Here is a 26582-nt window from a genome sequence, read left to right as displayed (position 1 = left end):
ATTTTTCGTCCGAGGACGTTAAGAATCCGTATCTTCGAGTGCCCACACAGATTGTCTGATAAATTGTTAAAGAGCAGTGCCGCTTCGCTTTTTCTCAGCGGCGCGGGGTGTGCATATTACGCTTTCCCGCTTCAGAGTCAAGCGTTTATTTTCGCTTTTCTCCGTGAGGTTCTGGTCTGAACCCCGCTGACCCGGCGGCCTGTGTGCCGTTGTTCCGTGTCAGTGGTGGCGCATTATAGGGAGTTATTTCTGCCTGACAAGAGGAAATTTAAAATAATTTCTCAAGTGCCTGGTATTTACCCAAAACGCCATTAAACCGGCAGTTTTTCGAGCGTTTCAAAGCCATAACGCTGTAAAACGGGTAATAATTGTTCAGCTCCTGGCGTCATTGCCATGCAATAAGCAATATTGGCATCGGTTGATTTCGCATCCGGCGCTTCATGTTCCAACAGCCAGGCTGTACGACGCGCTATCGCCGCGCCGGAATCCACTAACCGCGTCCCTTCGGGCAGGACTTGCAAAAGCTCGTCCCGTAATAGAGGGAAATGCGTACACCCCAGAACGACCGTGTCAGGCGGCTCCGGCATTCGTAGCCATGGACGTAATATGCGGCGCAGTTCTTCCAGCGATACCGAATCGCCATGTAATTTAGCTTCCGCCAGTTCCACCAGTTCTGCCGACCCCAACATCGCTATCTGACATTCATTAGCGAAGCGCGCAATCAGCTCGTGAGTATAAGGACGTTTGACCGTCGCTCTCGTCGCCAGTAGCCCGACGACGCCATTGGCGGTCAGCCGCGCCGCTGGTTTAATCGCAGGCACAACGCCCACCACCGGGAAGGCAAACTTTTCACGTAATGCGGGAAGTGAGACCGTACTGGCGGTATTGCAGGCAATCACCGCCAGTGAAAGGGGATAGCGCTGCTGTACCGCAGTCACAATCTCGACAACGCGCTCGACGATAAACGTTTCGCTCTTTTCCCCGTAGGGGAACGCCACGTTATCGAAAGCATATATATAGTGGAGATCCGGCAGGAGCCGCCGAATCTCATCATAGACCGACAATCCACCGACGCCGGAATCAAATACCAGCACGGTGGGACGTGGTTCAGAAGGTGTAGCTGCCAGACAAGGTGTATTCTCGTCCTGCAGTTTGGTAGCCATAAACTGTCTCGTAATCTTTGTCGAACAGGTTGGCTATTTTACCACGAACTGTCAGATGTGAGGTGACCGGATATGCAACCGTAAGATCCCATAAACTGACGCCGCCCATTTTTACTGTCCGGTATGGGTAAGCGGAGTAATCCGAATCATAGCGGGAACCAAGGTATTGATATGTCACCCCCCAGTCAAAATCGTAAACGTCCCAGTCAAGTTGATATTTTGCCATCTGTTTGGAACGCCGGGGTAATGGCGTATCGGTAATCGCATTACGCGCATCAACGTAATCATAACTGACCGTATGCGTTAACGGTCCGGTATCGAAATTCGCCGTCGCCTCAATACCTTTAATGCGCGCCTTACCTTCGTTGTAATATTTTTGCAGATGATCGTCATAATCGATCATGTCATTAATATCGTTACGATAACCTGAAATACGCCAGCTGACGCCAGCGGTGAGCCCTTCAAATGCGCCTTCCCACTGTTTACTCTTTTCAGGATTCAGGTTCGGATTACCGTAATAACCATACAGTTGGCCCAAATTAGGCGCTTTGTAGGAGGTTCCGTAGGAGGCAATAAAGCGATAACCTTCTATAAACTCCCATCCCGCGCTGGTTTGCCATGTACCATGACGACCAAACTGGGAGTTGTCATCACTGCGCGCCGCCGCTTCCAGAGTGAAGTCACCCAACTGTTGTAATCCTGTCAGGTAAACCCCGGTATTACGCTGGTCATATCCCTCGGGCACATAGCCGGTACCTGGCGTGGTAGTCTGTTTCTGCCAGTCTACGCCCGCCCCAACATTACCGTGCCCCACGACCACACTGTTGGTCCATTGAACATTGTACTGTTTCATCTCATCCAGCGTGGCGGAGGTATCATACCGGCCATAGTGCGGATCATAGTTGTAATCTTTACTGTGGCTATAGCTTGAAACCAGCTGAGACTGAATACGTTCGCCATTAAAGCGCAGCCCGGCGTCCCAGCTTTGGCTATAAAGTTTGCGTGTATCAATCAGCGGCGAGCCCGGCGAGTAATAGGCGTCGTAATCGGTACGGTTATCGTAGCCATAACCACGCACGAATCCGCTCCAGCGATCAGAAAAGGTATGCTCTAACGCGCCATAAAGCGTTTTACTCAAAAAGCCGTCCCGGTCAGGCTGCGCCTGCATCCCGGTACCGCCTTTCGCTACCACGTCAAACCCTTTGGTGTATTCGTAATCGCCGATCAACGTCGCCCGCGTGTTTTCGCCAAGTTGCTGTTGCGTCGAGATGTCGTAATTCTGGTAGCTATTGCTTCCCCATCCAGCGGTTAATTCTGTGCCTGGGTTATCGCGCGTCGTAATGATATTCACTACGCCGCCGATAGCATCGGAACCATAAATAGCGGAGCGCGGACCGCGAATATATTCAATGCGCTGTACCAGCGACACCGGGAACTGGCTGAGATCGGCGGACCCGCTCACGCCTGCTAAATTCAGACGCACGCCGTCAATCAATACCAGTACATGGCTGGAGTTGGTGCCGCGAATGAAAATGGAGGAGTTTTGTCCGGCGCCGCCGCTCTGCGCAATATCGACGCCAGGCAAACGGCGCAGAACATCATTTACGGAGGTCGATTGCCAGCGTTCAATATCCTGACGCGTCACGATGGTAACGGGCGCCAGAACCGCGCTGCGCGGCTGCTGAAAACGGTTGGCGGTGACAACCAGGGTATCCGGGCTAGTGTCCTGCGCCCAAGCGGAAAAGGCCGTGACGGAGAACGCCGTCAGCAGCGTAGCTTTTTTAATCATTGTAAAGCATCCACAATATAAGAAGGATGCCGCAGGCTTCATCGATAGTACGCGATGATGAAAAACCAGATGCGACGTTAGCCGGCAGGTCTTCGGGCTTGGAGGGTTATCCGTTGGCTGGATAGCAGAAATGATGACTTCCCGCCGGAGGCAGTGTCTGCTTACGCTCTCATCTCACCTTTCCTTACCGCTGCGCGTCAGCTCCAGATTTTCACTGGATTCCCTATTAACTCACAGGACCGGCCCACGGATGCTACCGTCTGTCACAACACCCTGTCCAGACCGCGCATCACAAATCAGAAATCATCAATAGCTGGACATCCACTGAGCAATCCCTACAATCCCCGCGTACTTTTATTATTCAGGATGCGATATGACCCCCGAACATCTTCCGACAGAACAGTATGAGGCGCAGCTAGCCGAAAAAGTGGCGCGCTTGCAGAGTATGATGGCGCCGTTTTCTGACCTGGTTCCGGAAGTATTTCGCTCGCCGGTCAGTCACTATCGTATGCGTGCGGAATTTCGCCTGTGGCATGACGGCGATGACCTGTACCACATTATGTTTGATCAGCAGACCAAAAGCCGGATTCGCGTTGACACCTTCCCGGCGGCCAGCCAACTGATTAATACCTTAATGAAGGCGATGATTGCCGGCGTGCGCGATAATCATGCACTGCGGCATAAGCTGTTCCAGATCGATTATCTCACGACCTTGAGCAACCAGGCGGTAGTGTCGTTGCTGTACCATAAGAAGCTGGACGAAGAGTGGCGTGAAGCCGCCACTGCGTTACGCGATGCTTTACGCGCGCAAGGTCTGAACGTACACCTGATTGGCCGGGCCACTAAAACTAAAATCGAATTGGATCAGGATTATATTGATGAGCGTCTGCCTGTGGCAGGTAAAGAGATGATCTACCGCCAGGTCGAAAACAGCTTTACGCAGCCAAACGCCGCCATGAATATTCAGATGTTAGAGTGGGCGCTGGAGGTGACGAAAGACTCAAAAGGCGATCTGCTTGAGTTGTATTGCGGCAACGGCAATTTTTCTTTAGCGCTGGCGCGCAATTTTAACCGCGTGCTGGCAACCGAAATCGCCAAACCGTCCGTCGCTGCCGCACAGTACAATATTGCCGCTAATCATATTGATAATGTGCAAATTATTCGCATGGCGGCGGAAGAGTTTACCCAGGCGATGAATGGCGTTCGTGAGTTTAACCGCCTGCAGGGGATCGACCTGAAGGGCTATCAGTGCGAAACCATTTTTGTCGATCCGCCGCGCAGCGGTCTGGACAGCGAAACGGAAAAAATGGTGCAGGCTTATCCACGTATTCTGTACATTTCCTGCAATCCGGAAACGTTGTGCAAAAACCTGGAAACGTTAAGCCAGACGCACACGGTGTCTCGCCTGGCGCTATTCGATCAGTTCCCGTATACACATCATATGGAATGCGGGGTATTACTCACCGCAAGGTAAAATGTACGTCGGATGGCCGGTTATACCGCCATCCGGCATTCGCACACTATTCCGCGGTGTCCTCCTTGCGGTTACGCAGTTTAAAGCCAATCCAGAATACCAGAATCACCGACAGCACCGCCGGGAAGAAATTAGAGCCAATATCCGGATATTCTGCACGCACGACGGTGCTATACAGTAAAACGCCAAGAATGAAACAAGCGGCGGCCAACCCCGGCAAACCTACCGGCATAGTACGATTTTGGTAGCGCTGATGCAGGCAATATACCGTCAGCACCAGCGAGATAACCGGGAATACGGAGAACGGCACAATAGCGCTAAACAGCGCCGCGAATGTGCCGTTAATCGATAAGCCAGCGATGAGCGCCAGCAACAGCGTACCTTTATCTTGACCTGACTGTTTCATTACTCGTCCTTCACGTTATTCGGAATGATGTGCTATTTTCTCTTGCTCACGGCGATACCAGTAATACGCCCCTTTCGCAATCATGCGCAGTTGCAATACCAGCCGCTCTTCTAATTGCCGACGCTGTTCAGCGCCGATGTCCAACGCCTCTGCGCCCGCGCTAAAGACAATAGTCACCATCGCTTCGGCCTGGGCTTCAGTAAACGCGCGCGGCATATGGTTTTCGAGTTCCAGATAGTCGGCAAGTTCCGCAATAAAATGCTGAATCTCCCGCGCGACGGCGGCACGAAACGCCGCTGAAGTGCCGGAACGCTCGCGCAACAACAGACGGAAGGCGTTGGGGTTGTTGCCGATAAACTCCATAAATGTGGAGACCGACGTGCGAATGACGCTGCCGCCTTTCGCGATGCGCTGTCGCGCCTGACGCATCAACTGACGCAGCATCAGACCGCTTTCATCCACCATCGTCAGACCGAGTTCATCGACATCGCGAAAATGACGGTAAAACGACGTTGGCGCAATGCCCGCTTCACGCGCCACCTCACGCAAACTCAGGCTGGCAAAACTCCGCTCAGCGCTCAGTTGGCTGAATGCGGCTTCCACCAGCGAACGCCGGGTTTTTTCTTTTTGTTGCGCTCTAACACCCATCACAATGTCTGAATCCTTCCATATGCCTTATTCGGCACTATACCAGAGAATAAAAGTAACGGGTTCACACTGGATTGTGAATGATTGTTTACAGACAGTTTGTGCTCCGGCTTCGCAAAAAAGCACAACGATAATTGGGTTAAAGCTGGGCAAATGTTATCATAGTGTTTATTTTATGTATAAAAACAGGTGAGTAATACCATGCCACATTCCTGGGATTATGATGCAGTCGTCATAGGGTCAGGCCCCGGCGGTGAAGGCGCTGCAATGGGTCTGGTTAAGCAAGGAGCACGCGTCGCGGTGATTGAGCGTTATCATAACGTTGGCGGCGGATGTACCCACTGGGGCACCATCCCATCCAAAGCCCTTCGCCACGCCGTCAGCCGCATTATTGAATTTAATCAAAACCCGCTCTATAGCGACCACTCCCGTCTCCTTCGTTCTTCTTTCGCCGACATCCTTAATCATGCCGATAACGTGATTAATCAACAAACGCGTATGCGTCAGGGGTTTTATGAGCGTAACCACTGTGAAATATTGCAGGGCAACGCCCATTTTATTGACGAACATACCCTGGCGCTGGAATGCCATGACGGCACGGTTGAAACCCTGACGGCAGAAAAATTTGTTATTGCCTGTGGTTCGCGTCCTTACCATCCCAGTGATGTGGATTTCTCGCATCCGCGCATTTATGACAGCGACTCAATCCTGAGTCTCCACCATGAACCGCGCCACGTTATTATTTACGGCGCCGGCGTTATCGGCTGCGAATATGCGTCCATCTTCCGCGGTATGGATGTGAAAGTGGATCTGATCAACACCCGCGATCGCCTGCTGGCCTTTCTCGATCAGGAGATGTCCGACTCTCTCTCTTACCATTTCTGGAATAGCGGCGTGGTTATTCGCCACAATGAAGAGTATGAGAAAATCGAAGGCTGCGATGATGGCGTCATCATGCACCTGAAATCCGGCAAAAAACTGAAGGCTGACTGCCTGCTCTATGCTAATGGCCGTACCGGTAACACCGATTCGCTGGCGCTGGAGAATATTGGTCTGGAAACAGACAGCCGTGGACAGCTCAAAGTCAACAGTATGTACCAGACCGCCCTGCCGCACGTCTATGCGGTGGGCGACGTGATTGGCTATCCCAGTCTGGCCTCCGCCGCTTACGATCAGGGGCGTATTGCAGCGCAGGCGCTGGTGAAAGGCGAAGCGACCGCGCATCTTATCGAAGATATCCCCACCGGGATTTATACCATTCCGGAAATCAGTTCTGTCGGCAAAACCGAGCAGCAGTTAACGGCAATGAAAGTGCCTTACGAAGTGGGCCGCGCGCAGTTTAAGCATCTGGCGCGAGCGCAAATCGTCGGCATGAACGTCGGCACGCTAAAAATTCTCTTCCACCGCGAAACCAAAGAAATTCTGGGGATTCACTGCTTTGGCGAACGCGCCGCCGAAATTATTCATATCGGCCAGGCAATCATGGAGCAGAAAGGTGGCGGTAACACCATTGAATACTTCGTTAACACCACCTTTAACTACCCAACCATGGCGGAAGCTTATCGGGTTGCGGCGTTGAACGGCTTAAACCGCCTGTTTTAACGCCTTGTCGAAATGGCCATCCATTGCGCCACGGATGGCCTCTGCCAGTTGCTCATAACGGCTACGCAGCGGCGATCCCGGGCGATAAACCAGCCCCACGGTACGACGCGGCTCCGGCTTAATGCATGGCAGATAAACCACGCCGTCGCGCTTACGCTCCTGCGGTACGGCCAGCGCGGGGAGTAGTGTAATACCACTGCCCGCCGCCACCATGTTGCGCAGCGTTTCCAGACTGGTCGCCCGGAAATGGGTATCTTCATCCGCTCCCGCTTCAAAACAGAACCCCATCGCCTGATCGCGCAGACAGTGGCCATCTTCCAGCATCAGCAATTTCTCGCCCGCCAGATCGGACATCGGCACGCGATCGCGATTCGCCCACGGATGATCCTCATAAATAGCCAGCATCATGGGCTCATCAAACAGCGGCACTTCAATAAACGCCTCGCTCTCTTTCACCAGCGCCAGAATAGCGCAGTCAAGCTTGCCGCTATCGAGTTGCGCTAACAACTGATGCGTTTGCGCCTCATGCAGATACATTTCCAGCTTCGGGAAAGTCTGGTGCAACATTGGAATGATAAGCGGCAGCAAATAGGGACCAATTGTTGGGATTAAACCAATATGCAGCGGGCCGGACATCGTCTCGCCTTGTTGGCTTGCCATCTCCTTGAGCACCTTGACCTCACGCAGTACGGTACGCGCCTGATCCACCAGCAGTAAGCCCGCCTGGGTAAACAGCACCTTACGGCTCGTACGCTCCAGCAGCATAACGCCCAGCTCATCTTCCAGCTTGCGTATTTGCCCGCTAAGGGTTGGCTGGCTGACGTGACAGGAGTCCGCCGCTCGCCGGAAATGGCGATGTTCGGCTAACGCCACCAGATATTCAAGATCACGAATATTCATTATTCATCCTCCGTCGCCACGATAGTTCATGGCGATAGGTAGCATAGCAACGAACGATTATCCCTATCAACCTTTCTGATTAATAATACATCACAGAACGGAGCGGTTTCTCGTTTAACCCTTGAAGACACCACCCGTTCAGAGGGTATCTCTCGAACCCGAAATAACTAAAGCCAACGTGAACTTTTGCGGACCTCTGGTCCGCTTTTTTTTTCGCGTAAAAAAGCCCGGCGTCGCTGATGCTCGGCCGGGCAGTATTACCTGATGGCGCTACGCTTATAAGGCCTACAACGCGAGGCGCGCCTTCGCATCGTTGATGGCCTGCGCCACCTGCAGCGGAGAAACGCCGCCTTTTGCCGCCCGTTTATCCAGACACGACTGCAAAGACAATATCGGATACACATCGTCGCCAATCACGCGGCTGAATTTCTGTAAATCGGCCAGCGGCAACGCTTCCAGCGGCTTACCCTGGCGAATAGCTTCTACCACCGCTTCGCCAACAATATGGTGCGCTTCGCGGAACGGCACGCCTTTCGCGACCAGGTAATCCGCCAGCTCCGTGGCGTTGGCATACCCCTGTTGCGCCGCGTCCTGACAACGTGGGCGTTTCACCTGAATACCGTCCAGCACCAACGCCGCCATATGCAGGCAGTCAAGCCAGGTATCGAGCGCATCGAACAGCCCTTCTTTGTCTTCCTGCATATCTTTGTTATACGCCAGCGGCAGACCTTTTAAAGTCATCATCATGCCGGTTAGCGCCCCTTGTACGCGACCGCACTTACCGCGAATCAGCTCCAGCGCGTCCGGGTTTTTCTTCTGCGGCATTAACGATGAACCGGAAGTCACGCGGTCAGAAAGCTCTACAAAGCCCGCTTCACCAGAATTAAAGAAAATCAGATCTTCCGCGAAGCGTGACAGATGCACCATGCCGATAGCCGCATCAGAAAGCAGTTCCAGTACGTGGTCACGATCGGACACGCTGTCCAGGCTGTTGCGGGTCGCAGAGGTAAAGCCCAGCCAGCCTGCCAATTGTTCACGGTCAATTTCATAGGCCGTGCCCGCCAATGCGCCGCAGCCTAGCGGACTCACGTCCAGACGTTTAAGCGTGTCCTGCAGGCGGCTTTCATCGCGCGCCAGCATTTCGACATACGCGAGACACCAGTGGGCGAAAGTCACTGGCTGCGCGCGTTGCAGATGGGTATATCCCGGCATTACCGCGTCCTGGTTCGCCTGCGCGGTTTCCACCAGCGCGCTCTGTAACTGGCGGTTAGCGGTAAGCAGTTCCCTCACCGTCTCTTTGCACCACAGTTTCAGGTCCGTCGCCACTTGATCGTTACGGCTGCGTCCGGTGTGCAGCTTTTTACCCAACTGACCCACTTTGTCGATGAGCTTACCTTCCACCCAGCTATGGATATCTTCCGCATCGCTTTGCAGGATTTGCTGCGGATTCGCGCGAACCTCTTCCAGCAACACGTTCAGCGCTTCTTCCAACTGTCGTTGCTCATCGGCAGTCAGTACGCCTACCGTGACCAATGCTTTAGACCAGGCCACAGAACCGACAATATCCTGCTCTGCCAGACGGTAATCGAAGCGCAACGAATCATTGAATTGTTTAAACCGCTGGTCTGCCGCCTGTGTAAAACGCCCACCCCAAAGTGCCATAATAGACTTCCTTAAATTCTTCGAATTTCACTGCCGGATGGCGCTACGCTTATCCGGCCTATAATTTCTGTTCACGCAGGCCCGATAAGGCGCAGCCGCCATCGGGCGAACAAATAGTTAAGCCAGAATACGCGTGCCAATCGGCGTACCGTTAAACAGCGCCGGCAGTTGCTCCGCATGACGCCAGGAAGCGATATCCACCGGGCGACCCAGCGCCCGCGCAGCATCGAGAGCCGCATTCACTTTCACAATCATCCCGTCGGTAATAATGCCCTGGTCGATAAGCTGCTCGGCTTTGGACGCCGTCATTTCGGCGATACGCTGGCCTTTACCGTCCAGAATACCGCTCACGTCGGAAAGCAGGATCAGATCGGCCCCCAGCGTCGCCGCCAGCGCGGTTGCCGCCTGATCGGCGTTGACGTTCATCAGTTGACCGTCGTCTGTTACGCCAATGGAGCTGACCACCGGCAGAAAGCCGTTTTCCAGCAGCATGTTAATCAGCTTCGGCGACCCCGGCTGCGCCAGCCCGACGTGGCCTAACGCTTCATCGAGTTGAGTCACGTTTACGCTGTCGCCATCGCCCAGAAACAGACCAACAGAGGCGATATGGTGTTTCTTCGCCCAGGCCAGCAGAGTTTTGTTAGCGGTTCCCGCCAGCGCGCCGGTAATGATGCCAATCTGATCGGCAGGCGTCACGCGCAGGCCGTCTTTCTTTTTCACGGGCAAATTCAGTCCTTTCATCAACTCATCCACCACGCAACCGCCGCCATGAACAATCACCAGCGGACGCTGATGGGACTCACGATAGTTGACCAGCGCGGTAAAAAGACGTTCCAGAGCCTCTTCGCTATCCAGTAATACGCCACCCAGCTTGATAATTAATGGATTCATCATTTCACCCTTAAATAAGAGACTGCGTTTCAGCGAAGCCAAAACGAATATTAGCGCACTGTACTGCCTGCGCCGCTGCGCCTTTCAACAAGTTGTCTTCGGCTGCCACCACAATCAGATGTTCGCCCTGGACGGCAAAACCAATATCGCAGAACGGCAGCCCGACGACGTTCTTTAACGCCGGAACGCCTTTGTCATACAGGCGCACCAGCGGTTTGTCGCCATAGGCTTTTTGCAACACGTCGGCGACCTGCGCATGGGTTACTCCCGCTTTCAGGCGGCAGGTAATGGTTTCCAGAATCCCGCGCGGAAAATTCCCCAGATGCGGGGTGAAGATGACCTCCGCGCCCAGATGGACGGCGATTTCCGGCTGATGACGATGCGTAAACACGCCATACGGTTGCAGACTCACTTCACAGAAACTGTTCGAAATTGCCGCTTTGCGCCCCGCGCCGCTCACCCCGCTGGTGGCATTAATTACCGGCCACTGCGTCAGATCCAGAAGCCCGCCGTCAATCAGCGGTTTTAGCGACAACTGCGCTGCGGTTGGATAGCAACCAGGAACCGCAATCAGATTCGCCGTGTTCAGTTTATCGGCATTCCACTCCGCCAGACCGTACACCGCCTGCTCCAGCAGCTCAGGATACTGATGAGTAAATCCGTAATATTTTTCATAGAAGGCGCGATCGTTTACCCGAAACGCGCCGGAAAGATCGAATACGACGCATCCGGCCTGTAAAAACTGCGGCGCCAGATCGTGGCTCACTTCATGCGCTGTCGCCAGGAACACCACATCAACATCTGCGCTAAAGTCACGTACATCCGACATCGGTTGCAATGGCAGGTCGACAATCCCTTTTAACTGCGGATGTAAATCAGAAATTAACTTTCCTGCATCATTGCTTTGCGCTGAGACGGTCAAAGCGGTTATGGTCATATGTGGGTGGCGATTTACGTAGCTTACAAGCTCTGCGCCCGCATAACCGCTAGCGCCTACAATCAGCGTATTCAACATCGGGTTCCTTTATGCTCAACGTTAATGTATTTTTATTCATAATTAATGCATGAATATTGATACTATCATGACCTGAGGTGTGTCAACAATGAAAAACGTTTTACCGCCATTTATCGAGATTTACCGCGCTTTGATTGCCACACCGTCGATAAGCGCAACCGAAGAATCCCTGGATCAAAGTAATGCGTCTTTAATCACTTTGCTTGCAGGCTGGTTCAGCGATCTTGGTTTCAACGTAGAGGTTCAACCGGTTCCAGGAACGCGAAACAAATTTAATATGCTCGCCAGCACCGGACATGGCGCGGGCGGTTTGCTGCTGACCGGCCATACCGACACGGTTCCCTTTGATGACGGACGCTGGACGCGCGACCCGTTCACGCTGACCGAGCATGACAATAAGCTCTATGGCCTGGGCACTGCGGATATGAAAGGCTTCTTCGCTTTTATTCTGGACGCGCTACGTGACGTTGACGTCACAAAGTTGAAAAAGCCGCTCTACATTCTGGCGACCGCCGATGAAGAGACCAGCATGGCGGGGGCGCGTTATTTTTCCGAAACCACGGCATTACGTCCGGACTGCGCGATCATTGGCGAACCGACGTCGTTGCAACCGATACGCGCGCACAAAGGGCATATCTCTAATGTCGTTCGCGTCCTGGGGCAGTCCGGTCATTCCAGCGACCCGGCGCGTGGGGTTAACGCCATTGAACTGATGCACGATGCGATTGGCCATATCATGCAACTGCGTGACTCGCTGAAAGCGCGGTATCACTACGAGGCGTTTACCGTTCCGTATCCAACGCTGAATCTGGGCCATATTCACGGCGGCGATGCCTCAAACCGTATCTGCGCCTGCTGCGAATTGCATATGGATATTCGTCCACTGCCGGGCATGACGTTAAACGACCTTAATGGACTGCTTAACGACGCGCTGGCCCCGGTAAGCGAACGCTGGCCGGGCCGCCTGACGGTGGCGGAATTACATCCGCCGATTCCAGGTTACGAGTGTCCACCGGACCACCAACTGGTTGAAGTAGTAGAAAAACTGTTGGGAACAAAAACCGACGTGGTGAACTACTGTACTGAAGCGCCGTTTATGCAGACATTATGCCCAACGCTGGTGCTTGGTCCGGGCTCAATTAATCAGGCGCATCAGCCGGATGAATATCTCGAAACGCGTTTTATTAAGCCAACCCGGGAATTGATTACCCAGGTAGTACACCATTTTTGCTGGCATTAATGCATATTGCCCGGTGACGTGATGTTTACCGGGCCTCCCCCGTCTTGTAGGCCGGATAAGCGCAGCGCCATCCGGCATCTCTACGCCACATGTTCATAAGCATTTCTTATTTGGCACGATGCGAATTAACTTTAATAAATTACCGCCATTTTTTCGTTTGCTGAACCGATTTCGCAGTAATTGACGCCACGGGTTTTACGTGGCTTTATAAAAGACGGCTAAAAAGCAAAGTCCGAAAAATTTCACGTCACAGCAAGGCGGCAAACGAGCCCATTCCGCAGAACTGGCATAAGGGCGAGAGCAGCCAACGCCGCTGTGGCGTGAAAGAGACAGGGCAATTACATTAAAGATGGGGTGTCTGGGGTCATATGAACGAACAATATTCCGCGTTGCGTAGTAATGTCAGTATGCTCGGCAAGGTGCTGGGAGAAACCATCAAGGATGCGCTGGGAGAACACATTCTTGATCGCGTAGAAACAATCCGTAAGCTATCCAAATCTTCACGCGCCGGCAATGAAGCTAATCGCCAGGAGCTGCTCACCACGCTACAAAATTTGTCTAATGACGAGCTGCTGCCAGTTGCGCGCGCGTTTAGTCAGTTCCTGAACCTGGCCAATACTGCCGAGCAATACCACAGCATTTCGCCAAAAGGCGAAGCCGCCAGCAACCCGGAAGTGATTGCCCGCACTCTGCGTAAACTGAAAAACCAACCGGACCTCAACGACGCAACCATCAAAAAAGCGGTAGAGTCGCTGTCTCTGGAGTTGGTGTTAACCGCCCATCCGACAGAGATTACCCGCCGTACGCTTATTCACAAGATGGGTGAAATCAACAACTGTCTGAAACAGCTTGATAATACCGATATCGCCGACTACGAACGTCACCAGGTGATGCGTCGCCTGCGCCAGTTGATTGCCCAATCCTGGCATACGGATGAGATCCGCAAGCAGCGTCCAAGCCCGGTGGATGAAGCCAAATGGGGCTTCGCCGTGGTTGAGAACAGCCTGTGGCAGGGCGTACCTAACTATCTGCGTGAACTGAACGAACAGCTGGAAGAAAATCTCGGCTACAAATTGCCGGTGGATTTTGTGCCGGTACGTTTTACCTCCTGGATGGGCGGCGACCGTGACGGCAACCCGAACGTGACGGCGGATATCACCCGCCACGTACTCTTGTTAAGCCGCTGGAAAGCCACCGATCTGTTCCTGAAAGACATTCATGTTCTGGTATCAGAACTGTCGATGGTCGACGCCACGCCGGAGCTGCTGGCGTTAGTGGGCGAAGAAGGCGCGTCTGAGCCGTATCGCTACCTGATGAAAAAATTGCGCGCCCGTCTGATGGCGACCCAGTCCTGGCTGGAAGCGCGTCTGAAAGGCGAGAAGCTGCCCAAACCGGCTGGCCTGCTGACGCAAAACGAGCAGCTCTGGGAACCTCTGTACGCCTGCTACCAGTCGTTACAGGCCTGCGGCATGGGCATTATCGCCAACGGCGAGTTACTCGACACGCTCCGCCGCGTGAAGTGTTTCGGCGTACCGCTGGTGCGTATTGATATCCGTCAGGAGAGCACCCGCCATACCGAAGCGCTGGGCGAAATTACCCGCTACCTCGGTATTGGCGACTACGAAAGCTGGTCGGAAGCCGACAAGCAGGCCTTCCTGATCCGCGAGCTGAACTCCAAACGTCCGCTGCTGCCGCGTAACTGGGAGCCGAGCAACGATACCCGCGAAGTGCTTGAAACCTGCAAGGTTATTGCCGAAGCGCCTAAAGGATCGATCGCCGCCTACGTAATTTCAATGGCGAAAACGCCGTCTGATGTGCTGGCTGTGCATCTGCTGCTGAAAGAGGCAGGTATCGGCTTTGCCATGCCGGTCGCGCCGCTGTTTGAAACCCTCGACGACCTGAACAATGCCGACGACGTGATGACCCAGTTGTTGAATATCGACTGGTATCGCGGACTGATTCAGGGTAAGCAGATGGTCATGATCGGCTACTCCGACTCGGCGAAAGACGCCGGCGTTATGGCCGCGTCATGGGCGCAGTATCAGGCGCAGGACGCCCTGATCAAAACCTGTGAAAAAGCCGGCATCGAGCTCACTCTCTTCCACGGCCGCGGCGGCTCTATTGGCCGTGGCGGCGCGCCAGCCCACGCGGCACTGCTTTCGCAACCGCCAGGCAGTCTGAAAGGCGGTCTGCGCGTGACCGAGCAGGGCGAGATGATCCGCTTCAAATACGGCCTGCCGGAAGTCACCGTCAGCAGCCTTTCGCTCTACACCAGCGCAATTCTGGAAGCAAACCTGCTGCCGCCGCCGGAACCGAAAGACAGCTGGCGTCATATTATGGATGAGCTTTCCGTCATCTCCTGTGAAACCTACCGCGGCTACGTGCGCGAAAATAAAGACTTTGTACCGTACTTCCGCTCCGCGACGCCGGAGCAAGAGTTGGGCAAATTGCCGCTCGGCTCACGTCCGGCGAAACGTCGTCCAACTGGCGGCGTCGAATCGCTGCGCGCGATTCCGTGGATCTTCGCCTGGACGCAAAACCGCCTGATGCTGCCAGCCTGGCTGGGCGCGGGTACTGCGCTGCAAAAAGTGGTGGAAGACGGTAAACAAAGCGAACTGGAAGCCATGTGCCGCGACTGGCCGTTCTTCTCCACGCGTCTTGGGATGCTGGAAATGGTGTTCTCGAAAGCCGACCTGTGGCTGGCCGACTATTACGATCAGCGTCTGGTGGCGAAAACGCTATGGCCGCTGGGCAAAGAGCTACGAGACCTGCTGGAAGAAGACATTAAAGTGGTGCTGGCGATTGCCAACGATTCGCACCTGATGGCCGACTTACCGTGGATTGCGGAGTCCATTCAGTTAAGAAACGTTTATACCGATCCATTAAACGTGTTGCAGGCCGAGTTGCTGTATCGTTCCCGTCTGACTGAAGAGCAGGGCAAATCGCCCGATCCTCGCGTCGAACAGGCGTTGATGGTCACGATTGCGGGCGTCGCCGCCGGTATGCGCAACACCGGCTAACGCAAAAAGAGAGCCGCTCTCACGCAGTTATGTGGGGGCGGCATGAAATACTGCTGTCATCCTCGTCATTTTTTCAATATATTCCTGTCTGCATTTTATGCATTTGTAAATCTTTCTTAGCAAAACGTGCGGCATAAAGCAGGTTTGCTTCAGATTCTTTTAAGGTTCAGGCGTTACGTTTGGCGCTACGATTAAAGACAGGCTCTCATTATGCAATCCACATTACTCCAGACTAAACCCGCGTTTAGCTGGAAAGCCCTGGGCTGGGCACTGCTCTACTTTTGGTTCTTTTCCACCCTCCTGCAGGCCATTATTTATCTCACCGGATACAGCGGGACAAACGGTCTGCGGGATTCGCTACTGTACAGCTCACTGTGGCTGATCCCGGTCTTTCTGTTTCCAGGCCGCATCCGGGTTATTGCTGCCGTTATTGGCGTCGTACTCTGGGCCGCCTCGCTGGCGGCGCTGAGCTATTACGTAATCTACGGGCAGGAGTTCTCGCAAAGCGTGCTGTTTGTGATGTTTGAAACCAACGCCAATGAAGCCAGCGAATATTTAAGCCAATATTTCAGTCTGAAAATTGTTCTTGTCGCGCTGGCTTATACGGTGGCGGCGATTTTGCTGTGGACACGTCTGCGCCCGGTTTATATTCCATCCCCCTGGCGTTATCTGGTGTCGTTTGCCCTGCTGTACGGGCTGATCCTCCATCCCATCGCGATGAATACCTTTATCAAGCATAAGTCGATGGAGAAAACGCTGGATAGCCTGGCATCACGAATGGAGCCCGCCGCGCCGTGGCAATTTATTACTGGCTACTATCAGTACCGTTTACAGCTCGCCTCGCTGAATAAACTGCTGAATGAAAACGATGTCCTGCCGCCGCTGGCTAACTTCCAGGACCACTCCGGCGATGCGCCGCGCACGCTGGTACTGGTGATTGGCGAATCGACCCAGCGTGGCCGTATGAGTCTGTACGGTTATCCGCGCGAAACCACGCCGGAACTGGACGCGCTGCATAAAACCGACCCCGGGCTGACCGTGTTTAATAATGTGGTAACTTCGCGACCGTACACCATTGAGATCCTGCAACAGGCGCTAACGTTCGCGGACGAAAAGAACCCGGACTGGTATCTGACGAAGCCATCGCTGATGAATATGATGAAACAGGCCGGGTATAAAACCTTCTGGATCACTAACCAGCAGACGATGACGGCGCGTAATACCATGCTGACCGTGTTCTCTAAGCAGACTGATAAGCAGTTCTATATGAACCAGCAGCGCACTCAAAGCGCGCGCGAATATGACAGCAACGTGCTGGCGCCGTTTAAAGCGGTGTTAGCCGACCCGGCGCCGAAAAAATTCATTATTGTGCATCTGCTGGGAACGCACATTAAATACAAGTTCCGCTATCCAGAAAACCAGGGCAAGTTTGATGGTAAAACCGACCATGTTCCGCCGGGATTAAGCAGCGACGAACTGGAGTCGTATAACGATTACGACAACGCGAACCTGTATAACGACTATGTTGTCGCCAGTCTGATTAAGGACTATAAAGCGACCGATCCGAACGGTTTCCTGCTCTACTTCTCCGATCACGGTGAAGAAGTGTATGACACGCCGCCGCATAAGACGCAGGGACGAAACGAAGATTCGCCAACCCGTCATATGTATACGGTGCCGTTCCTACTGTGGACCTCAGAGAAATGGCAGGCAGCGCATCCGCGCGACTTCTCACAGGATGTCGATCGTAAGTACAGCAGTTCCGAGCTTATCCATACCTGGTCTGACTTAGCGGGCCTGACCTATGATGGCTACGACCCGACGCGCTCCATCACCAACCCGCAGTTCAAAGAGACCACGCGCTGGATTGGCAACCCGTATAAGAAAAACGCGCTGATTGATTATGATACGTTGCCGTATGGCGATCAGGTCGGTAATCAATAGCCTGTATGTTGCCCGATAACGCTAACGCTTATCGGGCCTGGCGTGCTTCTCTCCCGTAGTCCGGATAAGGCGCAAAGCGCCGCTATCCGGCAATAATCGCTTGAGGACATCGGTTTTCGACGTTACTGTTTCCTCTGTTTGCGATCGGCAGGGGATTATCATGTATCACGACGTCAGCCACCTTCTCTCCCGTCTCATCAACGGCCCGCTGCCGCTGCGCCAGATTTATTTTGCCAGCGCCAGCGGCCCAGCGCCGGAACTGGCGTACCAGGTGGATTTTCCGCGGCTGGAGATTGTGCTGGAGGGCGAGCTTACTGACATGAGCATTACCGCCCCGCTCATTCCTTGCGATGTTCTCTACGTTCCGGCTGGCGGCTGGAACATCCCGCAATGGCAAACGCCCGTCACCACCCTGAGCATTCTGTTTGGCAAACAGCAGTTAGGTTTCAGCGTGGTCCACTGGAACGGTCAGCAGCATCAAAACCTCACGAAACAGCACGTTGCGCGCCGTGGCCCGCGTATCGGCTCGTTCCTGTTACAAACGCTTAATGAGATGCAGATGCAGCCGCAAGAGCAGCAAACGGCCAGATTGATTGTCGCCAGCCTACTAAGCCATTGCCGCGATCTGCTCGGCAGCCAAATCCAGACTGCCTCCCGCAGCCGCGCGCTTTTTGAAGCCATTCGGGAGTATATTGATGAACGCTACGCCGCGCCGTTGACGCGCGAATCGGTAGCACAAGCGTTTTATATCTCGCCAAATTACCTCTCGCACCTGTTCCAGAAAACGGGGGCCATCGGCTTTAACGAATACCTGAACCATACGCGACTGGAACACGCCAAAACGTTGCTGAAGGGTTATGACCTGAAAGTGAAAGAGGTGGCGCACCGCTGCGGCTTTGTCGACAGTAACTATTTCTGCCGCCTGTTTCGCAAAAATACGGAACGCTCGCCGTCGGAGTATCGCCGCCAGTATCACAGCCAGCTAACGGAAAAGCAGATTACTCCAGGATAAGGTGGGTATGTTGCGGCGCGGAAAGGAGTTTACGCACAGCGCTCATTACCCGCTGTGGCTCCCGCAAAAAAGCGCTGATCCCCGACTGGACATAGCGACTCCGGGTAAATCGCTCCACGCCCGCCAGCTCGATATCGGTAATGAGCAACACGACATCGGCACGGCGGATATCCTCTTCCGTTAAGCGGTTCTCTGTACCGAGTGCCCCCTGGGTTTCAATCTTGATGCTCCACTTCTCCTGCTGGCAAAGTTTTTCCAGCCGTTCAGCAGCCATATAGGTATGCGCTACACCGCTCACGCAGGCGGTCACTGCCACCAGATGCCGTACAGGTACTGCCATATTAACCTCCTGTGGTGACCTGAAATCCTGCTTGCTCCGCCATCTCCCGAAACAGAGCGATCTCTTGCACCGACGGCGCGGGAATATCTTTCATCATCCATGATTTTCCAAGCAGCCGGTATTTCGGCTCGCCGTACTGATGAAACGGTAGCAGGTGAACCTGCTTTATTCCTAATGATCTCAACAATGTTAACGCGCACTGCAGATTCTCTGCGTTAAGCGTAAAGCCAGGAATCAACGGCAAACGAGGGATCACCGTGATTCCCTCGCTAACCAGTAACCGTAAATTCTCCAGTACGCGCGGCAGATTCATGTTGATCACCTCGCGCGCCCGCTCCGCATCCATAATTTTCAGATCAAACAATACCTCATCACACGCCCTTGCCAACGGCAGTAGACGGCTGGCCGACGTATCGCCAGCCGTTTCAATAGCACAAGGAACGCCCCAACGCCGCAATCGCTGTAAGAAGCGCGTGGCGAACGGCGCCTGCATCAGCACTTCGCCGCCAGAAAGCGTCACCCCGCCGCCGGAAGTACGAAAGAAGATGTCGTCTTTCAGCACTTCGCGTTCCAGTTCATCCAGCGTAATATCACGCCCAATACGCTCAAACGCGCCGGAAGGACATTCGTCGGCATCCCGCAGACACGGCGTGCAACGCAGGCATTTATTTTCCCGGCGCACCGTTTCAATGCGCGGCGAGATAGATTCCGGATTAGCGCACCACGGACAGGTATGCGGACAGCCCTTAAAAAAGACCACCGTACGAATCCCCTGCCCGTCATTCAGCGAATAGCGCTGGATATTGAAGATACGCGCGGTCTCCTCATCGCGCGCCCCCACAACCTCACAACTGATGCGCGGTGCGGCGAATAATGTCATCCTGAATCTCCTTCGACAGCTCGACAAAGAAGGCGCTGTAGCCCGCCACGCGCACCACCAGCCCAGCGAAATCCTGAGGCCGTAGCTGCGCTTCGCGCAATGTGTCGGCATTCACCACATTAAACTGGATGTGCTGCAGTTTGAGCTGGGTAAACGCGCGCAGGAAATCCGCCAGCTTGCGCAGTCCCGCCTCTCCTTCCAGAGTCGCAGGAGTAAACTTCACGTTCAGCAACGTACCGTTCGACAGCAGCGTGTTATCCAACTTACTTACTGATTTTAGTACCGCCGTCGGCCCTTGCATATCCTGTCCGAGCATCGGCGACAGGCCGCCATCCGCCAGCTGTTCTCCGGCAAAACGCCCGTCCGGTGTCGCGCCGACCACCGCTCCCAGCGGCACATGCGCGGAAACCGTGTATGAACCCGGCGTAAACTGGCCGCCGCGCGGATTCTGGTATTTTTCCACCTCTTTGCAGTAATACCGCAGCAGTTCGGCGCTGATGTTATCGACATTATCAATGTCGTTGCCATATTTTTCGAAGCGGTTGATAAGCCTGGCGCGGATCTTTTCCCCTTCTGGCGTGGCGAAGTTGTTTTTCAGGATCGACAGCAGCGCATCAAAACTCAGGCGCTGCTGATCGAATACCAGCCCATTGAGCGCATGAAGGGAATCACTCAGGTTGGCGATACCGATGCCCTGTACGCCCGAAAAGTTATAGCGCGCGCCGCCGTCGGTGATGTCTCGCCCTTTCTCCAGGCAGTCGCTGATAAACGAAGAGAGCAGCGGCACCGGCGCCCAGTCACGATGGCCGATATCGCAAATATTGCTGCCTTCTACCATTAGTGTAATGTAGTGACTGATTTTGGCGCGAATATGCGCCAGCAACGCCTCATAAGTAAGAGTGTCGTTGCCCTCATTTTCATACAAGCTGATTTCCATCACTTTCAGCAGATTAAACATGGCGATGTCATGCAGCCCGTAGGTTCTGCCCGGAATCGACAGCTCAACACATCCCACCACCGCATAATCGCGCGCATCCTCCAACGACACGCCACGGTTAAGGAACGCGGGAACCACCACTTCGTCATTGAAAATCTGTGGAATGCCGGTACCGAGGCGAATGGTCTCGGCGGTCTTGAGCAGGAACGGCGTATCAATCAGCGCGTTAGTGCGCACGCCGAGATTCGGCTGCGGCAACTGCACGCTCTGGTAGGCATCCAGGCAGAGAAAAGAGAGCACGTTTACCGCGCTGCGTCCGCTTTCCTTCAATCCGCCCAGCAGCGCGGTGTAACCCGTCGGGAAACCGGCAAAATAGCGCGCGCTACTGGTGGAACGCAGCAGCACGATATCGTTGCATTTCACCCACAGCGACTCGAGCAACTCTTTCAGGAACGCCGGATCGTCGCCCTGAGTGAGCGAAGTCTGATAAAACGGCAGCATGTACTGGTCGAAGCGCCCGAGCGACAGCGAACTGGCGTTGGACTCGTACTGCAAAATAATGTTCATGTACCAGAACAGCTGACATGCTTGCCAGAACGTCTGTGGTTTGTGCTGCGCGTTATGCCGCGAATTGGCGGCAATGGTGAGCAGTTCCTGACGACGACGAGCGTCCGGGCAGCGCTCCGCCTGCTGTTCCGCCAGCACGGCATAACGCAGGATGTGGCGTTGCGATGCCTCAAGTAACAACAGAGCGGCCTGATAAAAGTCGTTTTCCGGCTGTTGCTCGCAGCGCGCGCGTATCTGCGCCGCCAGTTCACCCAGCCCGTTATTGAGCAAGCGTGGATAATCAATAATGATATGCCCCTGCCCTTTATCCGTCTGGTTAATGCTAAAAATCTGGGTGCTGACGGCGGCTTTCACCTCATCGGTCATCTGCCCGTTAATAAAATCTTTCATCGACCGTTTTTCCCAGTACGGGAATAGAACCTCACGATAGAGGCGCTTATCCTCTTCGCTGATATCAAAACGGTCCTGCGGACGCGTCGGGAACCGATCCAGCTCGTTAAGCAGCCAATACGGGTCCATTTCCGGCGACATAATACCCGCGCGCGGCTTAACGGTTCGGTTTCCGGCAATCAGCTCCTCGTCACGAATCGAAATTTCAACATGTTCAAGGATATACGCCGTCGCTTTGGCGCGGCGCAAAATGACCGGTTCGCCCTCCGTCTGCTGATGGCTGGCGGTATAAAGCAGCGCGCGCTCCAGAGAAATTTCACGGTGATTCTGAAACAGAGCGGCTTTGAGGCGTTGAATACGATGGGTCATGAGGAGCTCCTGTGGACACGAGCGCCGGATGGCGGCATAAATCTCTTATCGGGCCTGTGAGCAGGCCCGATAAACTTGCGCCATCGGGCATTTTAACGTTACGCGGTTTGCGAAAGATGGGCGTCAATCTTGTTCATAATGGCGTCGGCGCGTTTTACCGCGTCGCTGATATTGACGCGAACGATAGTTTTACCCGCAAACCGCTCTTCGAACTTGATGCCGATATCTTTAGTCAAAATCACCATATCGGCGCTCGCCACATCCTCTGCCGTCAGTTCATTTTCCAGCCCAATCGAGCCCTGAGTCTCCACTTTCACATCCCAACCTTTCGCTTTGGCTGCGCTTTCCAGCGCTTCAGCCGCCATATAGGTATGCGCAACACCAGAAGGACACGCGGTTACTGCAATAATTTTAGTCATGGCTTATTCCTCGCTTAATTCATCTCAAAATCTAAATCCAGGTCGTCTTCTTTTTCGTCAACTTGCGACACATTCTTACGCGTCAGGCTTTTCAGCACGTTAACGCAGACTGCCGTTACCACCGCGCCCACGGCGACTGCCGCGACATAACCCAGCTTGCCTTCCACGACTGGCAGAACAATTAAACCGCCCCAACCGGCATAACACTGCGCGCCAAACAGCGCGGCCATTACCGCACCGCAAGCGGAGCCCACCATAATGGATGGGATCACGCGCAGCGGATCGGCAGCGGCGAAAGGAATCGCCCCTTCCGTTACGCCCACGCAGCCCATGACCAGCGCGGCTTTACCGGCTTCGCGCTCTTCAACAGAAAAATTCTTGCGGCCAATCAGCGTCGCCAGCCCCAGTCCCAGCGGCGGTACGCAGATGCTCACCGCGGCGATAGCCACCACGGTATATACGCCCTGCGCCACGCAAATCAGCATGAACGCATAAGCGACTTTATTAACCGGGCCGCCCATATCAAAAGCCAGCATCAGCCCCATGATCACCGCCAGCAGCACGATGCTGCCCTGCTGCATCCCTTGCAGCCATTGGGTCAGGCTGCTTGTCAGCGCACCGATCGGTTCGCCCAGCCCCCACATCATGATGCCCGCGGTGATAAAAGTGCCAACGATGGGAATCACAAAAATAGGCATCACAGAACGCAGCACCTTATGCACCGGGATTTTCTTCAAGTAATGCACCACGATCCCGCCGATAAGTCCGGCGATAAGTGCCCCGAAAAAGCCCGCGCCGAAGCTGTTACCCACCCAGGCACCAATCGCGCAAGGAGCCAGCGCGGAGCGTTCGGCAATGGAGTAGCCGATGTATGCGGCGAGGAAAGGCACCATCAGCGTCAGCCCGGCGACACCGATATCAAACAGTTTTTTAAGATTCGGATCGGTGGCGGCATCGGGTACGGCGCCCTTGCCATATAGCATGACGGAGACTGCCAGCAAAATTCCGCCAGCCACCACAAAGGGGATCATATGCGAAACACCGGTCATCAGGTGCTGGCGGGTATTTTTCAGGATCTGTACCAACTCTTTCATAAGTCGCTCCCGGGCTGGATAAAGCCCATGTCCATAAAGTTACTGCGGAAAACAATAGGCAATCCATTGCCGCGCAGACAGTGGATAAAAAGGCCATTTACTGGATTTTTGTAATATCAGTATAAAAATGCGATCCGCTTCATAACTTCTGAAAAAGGTAAAACCCGCGCTACCACGCTAAGTTGTGAGACAACTCGCACTTTTTGCGCTACATTACATTTATCCAGCTTTTGACAGATTTGTCACATGGCGTATTCCGGCTACCTCCTTTTATGCTGTAGCGAGAGAATCGTTATGGGAGAGAGGCAATGCCCCTGATTGTGGAATTTACCTGTGAACTGCCGAATGGCGTACATGCGCGCCCGGCAAGCCACGTAGAAACGCTGTGTAATACCTTCACGTCGCAAATTGAGTGGCACAACCTGCGCACCGATCGCAAAGGCAGCGCCAAAAGCGCGCTGGCGCTGATTGGCACCGACACGCTGGCTGGCGACCACTGTCAGCTGGTGATTTCCGGTGCCGATGAACAGGTTGCCTGTCAGCGTCTGAGTCAATGGCTGCGCGATGAATTCCCACTCTGCGACGCGCCGCTGGCGGAGATTAAAAACAGCGAACTGGAGCCGCTTCCGGCGTCGTTGACCCAGCTGAATCCGCAGATTTACCGCGTCCGTAGCGTGTGTAGCGGCAGCGCGGGCGGCGTACTGACGCCACTCTCTTCCCTGGATCTCAATGCGCTCGGCGAACTCCCGACCGCCAACGACACAGAGACGGAACAAGCCGCGCTGGACAATGGCTTAGCGATGTTGATAAAGCATATTGAGTTTCGTCAGCTCGACAGTGACGGTGCCGCCAGCGCGATTCTGGAAGCCCATCGTTCGCTGGCAGGCGACGCTTCACTGCGTCAGCATTTACTGGACGGCGTTCTGCGCGGTTTAAGCTGCGCGCAGGCAATCGTGGAAAGCGCGAACCATTTCTGCAATGAGTTCGCTCGCGCCAGCAGCAGCTATTTACAGGAACGCGCGCTGGATGTTCGTGACGTTTGCTTCCAGTTACTGCAACACATTTACGGTGAGCAGCGCTTTCCGGCGCCGGGCCAGTTGACCCGGCCATCTATCTGTATGGCGGAAGAGTTGACGCCAAGCCAGTTCCTCGAACTGGATAAAACCTTTCTCAAAGGTCTGCTGTTAAAAAGCGGCGGCACCACTTCGCACACGGTGATTCTCGCCCGCTCATTCAACATTCCCACCCTGGTTGGCGTGGAGATTGAGGCCTTAACACCGTGGCGTCAGCAGACGGTTTATATTGACGGCAACGCAGGCGCGATTGTCGTTGCGCCTGACGAGCCTGTCACTCGTTACTATCAGCAGGAAGCCCGCGTGCAAGACGCCCTGCGCGAACAGCAGCGCATCTGGCTGACCCAGGAAGCGCGCACCGCTGACGGCATCCGCATGGAGGTCGCCGCCAACATCGCGCACTCCGTCGAGGCGCAAGCGGCCTTTAGTAACGGCGCGGAAGCGGTTGGCCTGTTCCGCACAGAAATGCTGTATATGGACCGCGCCTGCGCGCCGGACGAAAACGAGCTGTACAATATTTTTTGCCAGGCTCTGGAGTCCGCAAAGGGACGCAGCATTATTGTGCGCACAATGGATATAGGCGGCGATAAGCCCGTTGATTATCTGAATATTCCTGCCGAAGCCAACCCATTCCTCGGCTATCGCGCCGTCCGTATTTATGAAGAGTACGCTTCTCTGTTTACCACCCAGCTACGCTCGATCCTCCGCGCGTCCGCCCACGGCAACCTGAAAATCATGATCCCGATGATCTCCTCTATGGAAGAGATTCTGTGGGTCAAAGAGAAGCTGGCGGAAGCCAAACAGCAGCTGCGTAATGAACATATCCCGTTCGATGAGAAGATCCCACTCGGCATTATGCTGGAAGTGCCGTCGGTGATGTTCATCATCGATCAATGCTGTGAAGAGATTGATTTCTTTAGTATTGGTAGTAACGATCTAACACAATACCTGCTGGCGGTAGACCGTGATAACGCCAAAGTCACTCGTCACTACAACAGCCTGAATCCCGCCTTCCTGCGCGCGTTGGATTTCGCGGTGCAGGCGGTACATCGTCAGGGCAAATGGATTGGTCTGTGCGGCGAACTGGGGGCCAAAGGTTCGGTTCTGCCATTGCTGGTAGGTCTGGGGCTGGACGAGATCAGCATGGGCGCGCCGTCGATTCCCGCCGCCAAAGCGCGGATGGCACAACTCGACAGCCGAGCCTGCCGCCAGTTGTTGAATCAGGCGATGGCCTGCCGCACCTCGCTGGAGGTGGAGCATCTGCTGGCGCAGTTCCGCATGTCGCAGCAGGATGCCCCGCTGGTTACCGCCCAATGCATAACGCTTGATAGCGACTGGCGCAGCAAAGAGGAGGTGATTAAAGGCATGACCGACAATCTGCTGCTGGCGGGCCGCTGCCGCTACCCGCGCAAACTGGAAGCCGATCTATGGGCGCGCGAGGCGGTATTCTCCACCGGACTGGGCTTTAGCTTTGCCATTCCGCACAGCAAATCGGAACATATCGAACAGTCCACCATCAGCGTGGCGCGCCTGAACGCGCCGGTACGCTGGGGAGATGACGAGGCGCAGTTCATCATTATGCTGACGCTTAACAAACACGCCGCGGGCGACCAGCATATGCGTATTTTCTCGCGCCTGGCCCGCCGCATCATGCACGAAGAATTCCGCAACACGCTGGTTAACGCCGCTTCCGCCGACGCTATCGCCAGCCTGCTGCAACATGAACTTGAACTGTAAAGGAAAGACT

20 protein-coding genes and 1 riboswitch are annotated in these 26582 nt (G+C 54.4%); of the genes, 7 read left to right on the top strand and 13 right to left on the bottom strand.

Translation table 11 applies throughout. The annotated features are described in order from the left end of the window. Positions 1–311: 311 nt before the first annotated feature. Both murI and btuB read right to left on the bottom strand, forming a co-directional pair. Positions 312–1163, bottom strand: a complete 852-nt coding sequence (gene murI / locus ACLJTG_RS20640) for a glutamate racemase (RefSeq protein WP_000201805.1) — start codon at positions 1161–1163, stop codon at positions 312–314. After that, complete coding sequence (gene btuB / locus ACLJTG_RS20635) at positions 1108–2952, bottom strand: TonB-dependent vitamin B12 receptor BtuB (RefSeq protein ID WP_000591403.1); 1845 nt, start codon at positions 2950–2952, stop codon at positions 1108–1110. The genes murI and btuB overlap by 56 nt, the downstream gene beginning before the upstream one ends. A gap of 65 nt (positions 2953–3017) precedes the next feature. Continuing rightward, positions 3018–3211: riboswitch (cobalamin riboswitch) on the bottom strand. A gap of 114 nt (positions 3212–3325) precedes the next feature. Here btuB and trmA point away from each other — a divergent pair. Then, on the top strand, positions 3326–4426 hold the full coding sequence (trmA, locus tag ACLJTG_RS20630; protein WP_000186967.1) for a tRNA (uridine(54)-C5)-methyltransferase TrmA: 1101 nt from the start codon (positions 3326–3328) through the stop codon (positions 4424–4426). A gap of 46 nt (positions 4427–4472) precedes the next feature. On the opposite strand, the gene ACLJTG_RS20625 is transcribed toward trmA, so the two are convergent. Both ACLJTG_RS20625 and fabR read right to left on the bottom strand, forming a co-directional pair. Then, positions 4473–4832, bottom strand: a complete 360-nt coding sequence (locus tag ACLJTG_RS20625) for a YijD family membrane protein (protein WP_000813837.1) — start codon at positions 4830–4832, stop codon at positions 4473–4475. Positions 4833–4847: 15 nt separating this feature from the next. After that, on the bottom strand, positions 4848–5483 hold the full coding sequence (gene fabR, locus ACLJTG_RS20620) for an HTH-type transcriptional repressor FabR (RefSeq protein ID WP_000971958.1): 636 nt from the start codon (positions 5481–5483) through the stop codon (positions 4848–4850). A 198-nt stretch (positions 5484–5681) separates the two neighbouring features. Between fabR and sthA the strand changes: the two genes are divergently transcribed. Beyond that, positions 5682–7082, top strand: a complete 1401-nt coding sequence (sthA, locus tag ACLJTG_RS20615) for a Si-specific NAD(P)(+) transhydrogenase (protein WP_001120791.1) — start codon at positions 5682–5684, stop codon at positions 7080–7082. Here sthA and oxyR read toward each other — a convergent pair. The 4 genes from oxyR to argC form a co-directional block, all read right to left on the bottom strand. Continuing rightward, the gene (gene oxyR / locus ACLJTG_RS20610; protein WP_001025919.1) at positions 7065–7982 is read right to left on the bottom strand and encodes a DNA-binding transcriptional regulator OxyR; all 918 of its coding nucleotides are present in this window, start codon (positions 7980–7982) and stop codon (positions 7065–7067) included. The two genes, sthA and oxyR, sit on opposite strands and share 18 nt — an antisense overlap. 285 nt (positions 7983–8267) lie before the next feature. Then, complete coding sequence (gene argH / locus ACLJTG_RS20605; protein ID WP_001230051.1) at positions 8268–9644, bottom strand: argininosuccinate lyase; 1377 nt, start codon at positions 9642–9644, stop codon at positions 8268–8270. Between the two features lie 117 nt (positions 9645–9761). Continuing rightward, positions 9762–10538 (bottom strand): acetylglutamate kinase, encoded by a 777-nt coding sequence (argB, locus tag ACLJTG_RS20600; RefSeq protein WP_001575262.1) that lies wholly within the window; start codon positions 10536–10538, stop codon positions 9762–9764. A 7-nt stretch (positions 10539–10545) separates the two neighbouring features. Then, complete coding sequence (gene argC, locus ACLJTG_RS20595) at positions 10546–11550, bottom strand: N-acetyl-gamma-glutamyl-phosphate reductase (protein WP_000935335.1); 1005 nt, start codon at positions 11548–11550, stop codon at positions 10546–10548. Positions 11551–11638: 88 nt separating this feature from the next. Between argC and argE the strand changes: the two genes are divergently transcribed. The 4 genes from argE (at position 11639) to ACLJTG_RS20575 (ending at position 18766) form a co-directional block, all read left to right on the top strand. After that, positions 11639–12790, top strand: a complete 1152-nt coding sequence (gene argE / locus ACLJTG_RS20590; RefSeq protein WP_000800208.1) for an acetylornithine deacetylase — start codon at positions 11639–11641, stop codon at positions 12788–12790. A gap of 368 nt (positions 12791–13158) precedes the next feature. Then, positions 13159–15810 (top strand): phosphoenolpyruvate carboxylase, encoded by a 2652-nt coding sequence (gene ppc / locus ACLJTG_RS20585; protein ID WP_001005548.1) that lies wholly within the window; start codon positions 13159–13161, stop codon positions 15808–15810. Positions 15811–16020: 210 nt separating this feature from the next. Beyond that, positions 16021–17754: a phosphoethanolamine transferase CptA gene (locus ACLJTG_RS20580; RefSeq protein ID WP_198898371.1), complete on the top strand. Its 1734-nt coding sequence runs from the start codon at positions 16021–16023 to the stop codon at positions 17752–17754. 160 nt (positions 17755–17914) lie between these two features. Beyond that, positions 17915–18766, top strand: coding sequence for a helix-turn-helix transcriptional regulator (locus ACLJTG_RS20575; RefSeq protein WP_001523749.1), 852 nt, complete (start codon positions 17915–17917; stop codon positions 18764–18766). On the opposite strand, the gene ACLJTG_RS20570 is transcribed toward ACLJTG_RS20575, so the two are convergent. From ACLJTG_RS20570 to ACLJTG_RS20550, 5 genes are all read right to left on the bottom strand, one after another. Next, complete coding sequence (locus ACLJTG_RS20570; protein ID WP_000290522.1) at positions 18753–19106, bottom strand: PTS fructose-like transporter subunit IIB; 354 nt, start codon at positions 19104–19106, stop codon at positions 18753–18755. The two genes, ACLJTG_RS20575 and ACLJTG_RS20570, sit on opposite strands and share 14 nt — an antisense overlap. A 1-nt stretch (position 19107) precedes the next feature. Beyond that, complete coding sequence (locus ACLJTG_RS20565; RefSeq protein WP_000171724.1) at positions 19108–19986, bottom strand: [formate-C-acetyltransferase]-activating enzyme; 879 nt, start codon at positions 19984–19986, stop codon at positions 19108–19110. After that, positions 19952–22249: a formate C-acetyltransferase gene (locus tag ACLJTG_RS20560; RefSeq protein WP_000149707.1), complete on the bottom strand. Its 2298-nt coding sequence runs from the start codon at positions 22247–22249 to the stop codon at positions 19952–19954. The genes ACLJTG_RS20565 and ACLJTG_RS20560 overlap by 35 nt, the downstream gene beginning before the upstream one ends. 98 nt (positions 22250–22347) lie before the next feature. Next, positions 22348–22668, bottom strand: coding sequence for a PTS fructose-like transporter subunit IIB (locus ACLJTG_RS20555; RefSeq protein ID WP_000161258.1), 321 nt, complete (start codon positions 22666–22668; stop codon positions 22348–22350). A 14-nt stretch (positions 22669–22682) separates the two neighbouring features. Next, entirely contained in the window at positions 22683–23762 is a 1080-nt protein-coding gene (locus tag ACLJTG_RS20550; RefSeq protein WP_000661597.1) for a PTS fructose transporter subunit EIIC, read from the bottom strand. A gap of 308 nt (positions 23763–24070) precedes the next feature. Here ACLJTG_RS20550 and ptsP point away from each other — a divergent pair, with 308 nt between their 5' ends. Beyond that, entirely contained in the window at positions 24071–26572 is a 2502-nt protein-coding gene (gene ptsP / locus ACLJTG_RS20545) for a phosphoenolpyruvate--protein phosphotransferase (protein WP_410959057.1), read from the top strand. Positions 26573–26582: the final 10 nt, after the last annotated feature.

It is taken from the genome of Salmonella sp. SAL00672 (assembly GCF_046552175.1).
GTDB lineage: Bacteria > Pseudomonadota > Gammaproteobacteria > Enterobacterales > Enterobacteriaceae > Salmonella > Salmonella enterica.
Note: the sequence above shows the minus strand (reverse complement) of the source record. Positions and strands in the feature narration are given on the sequence as shown.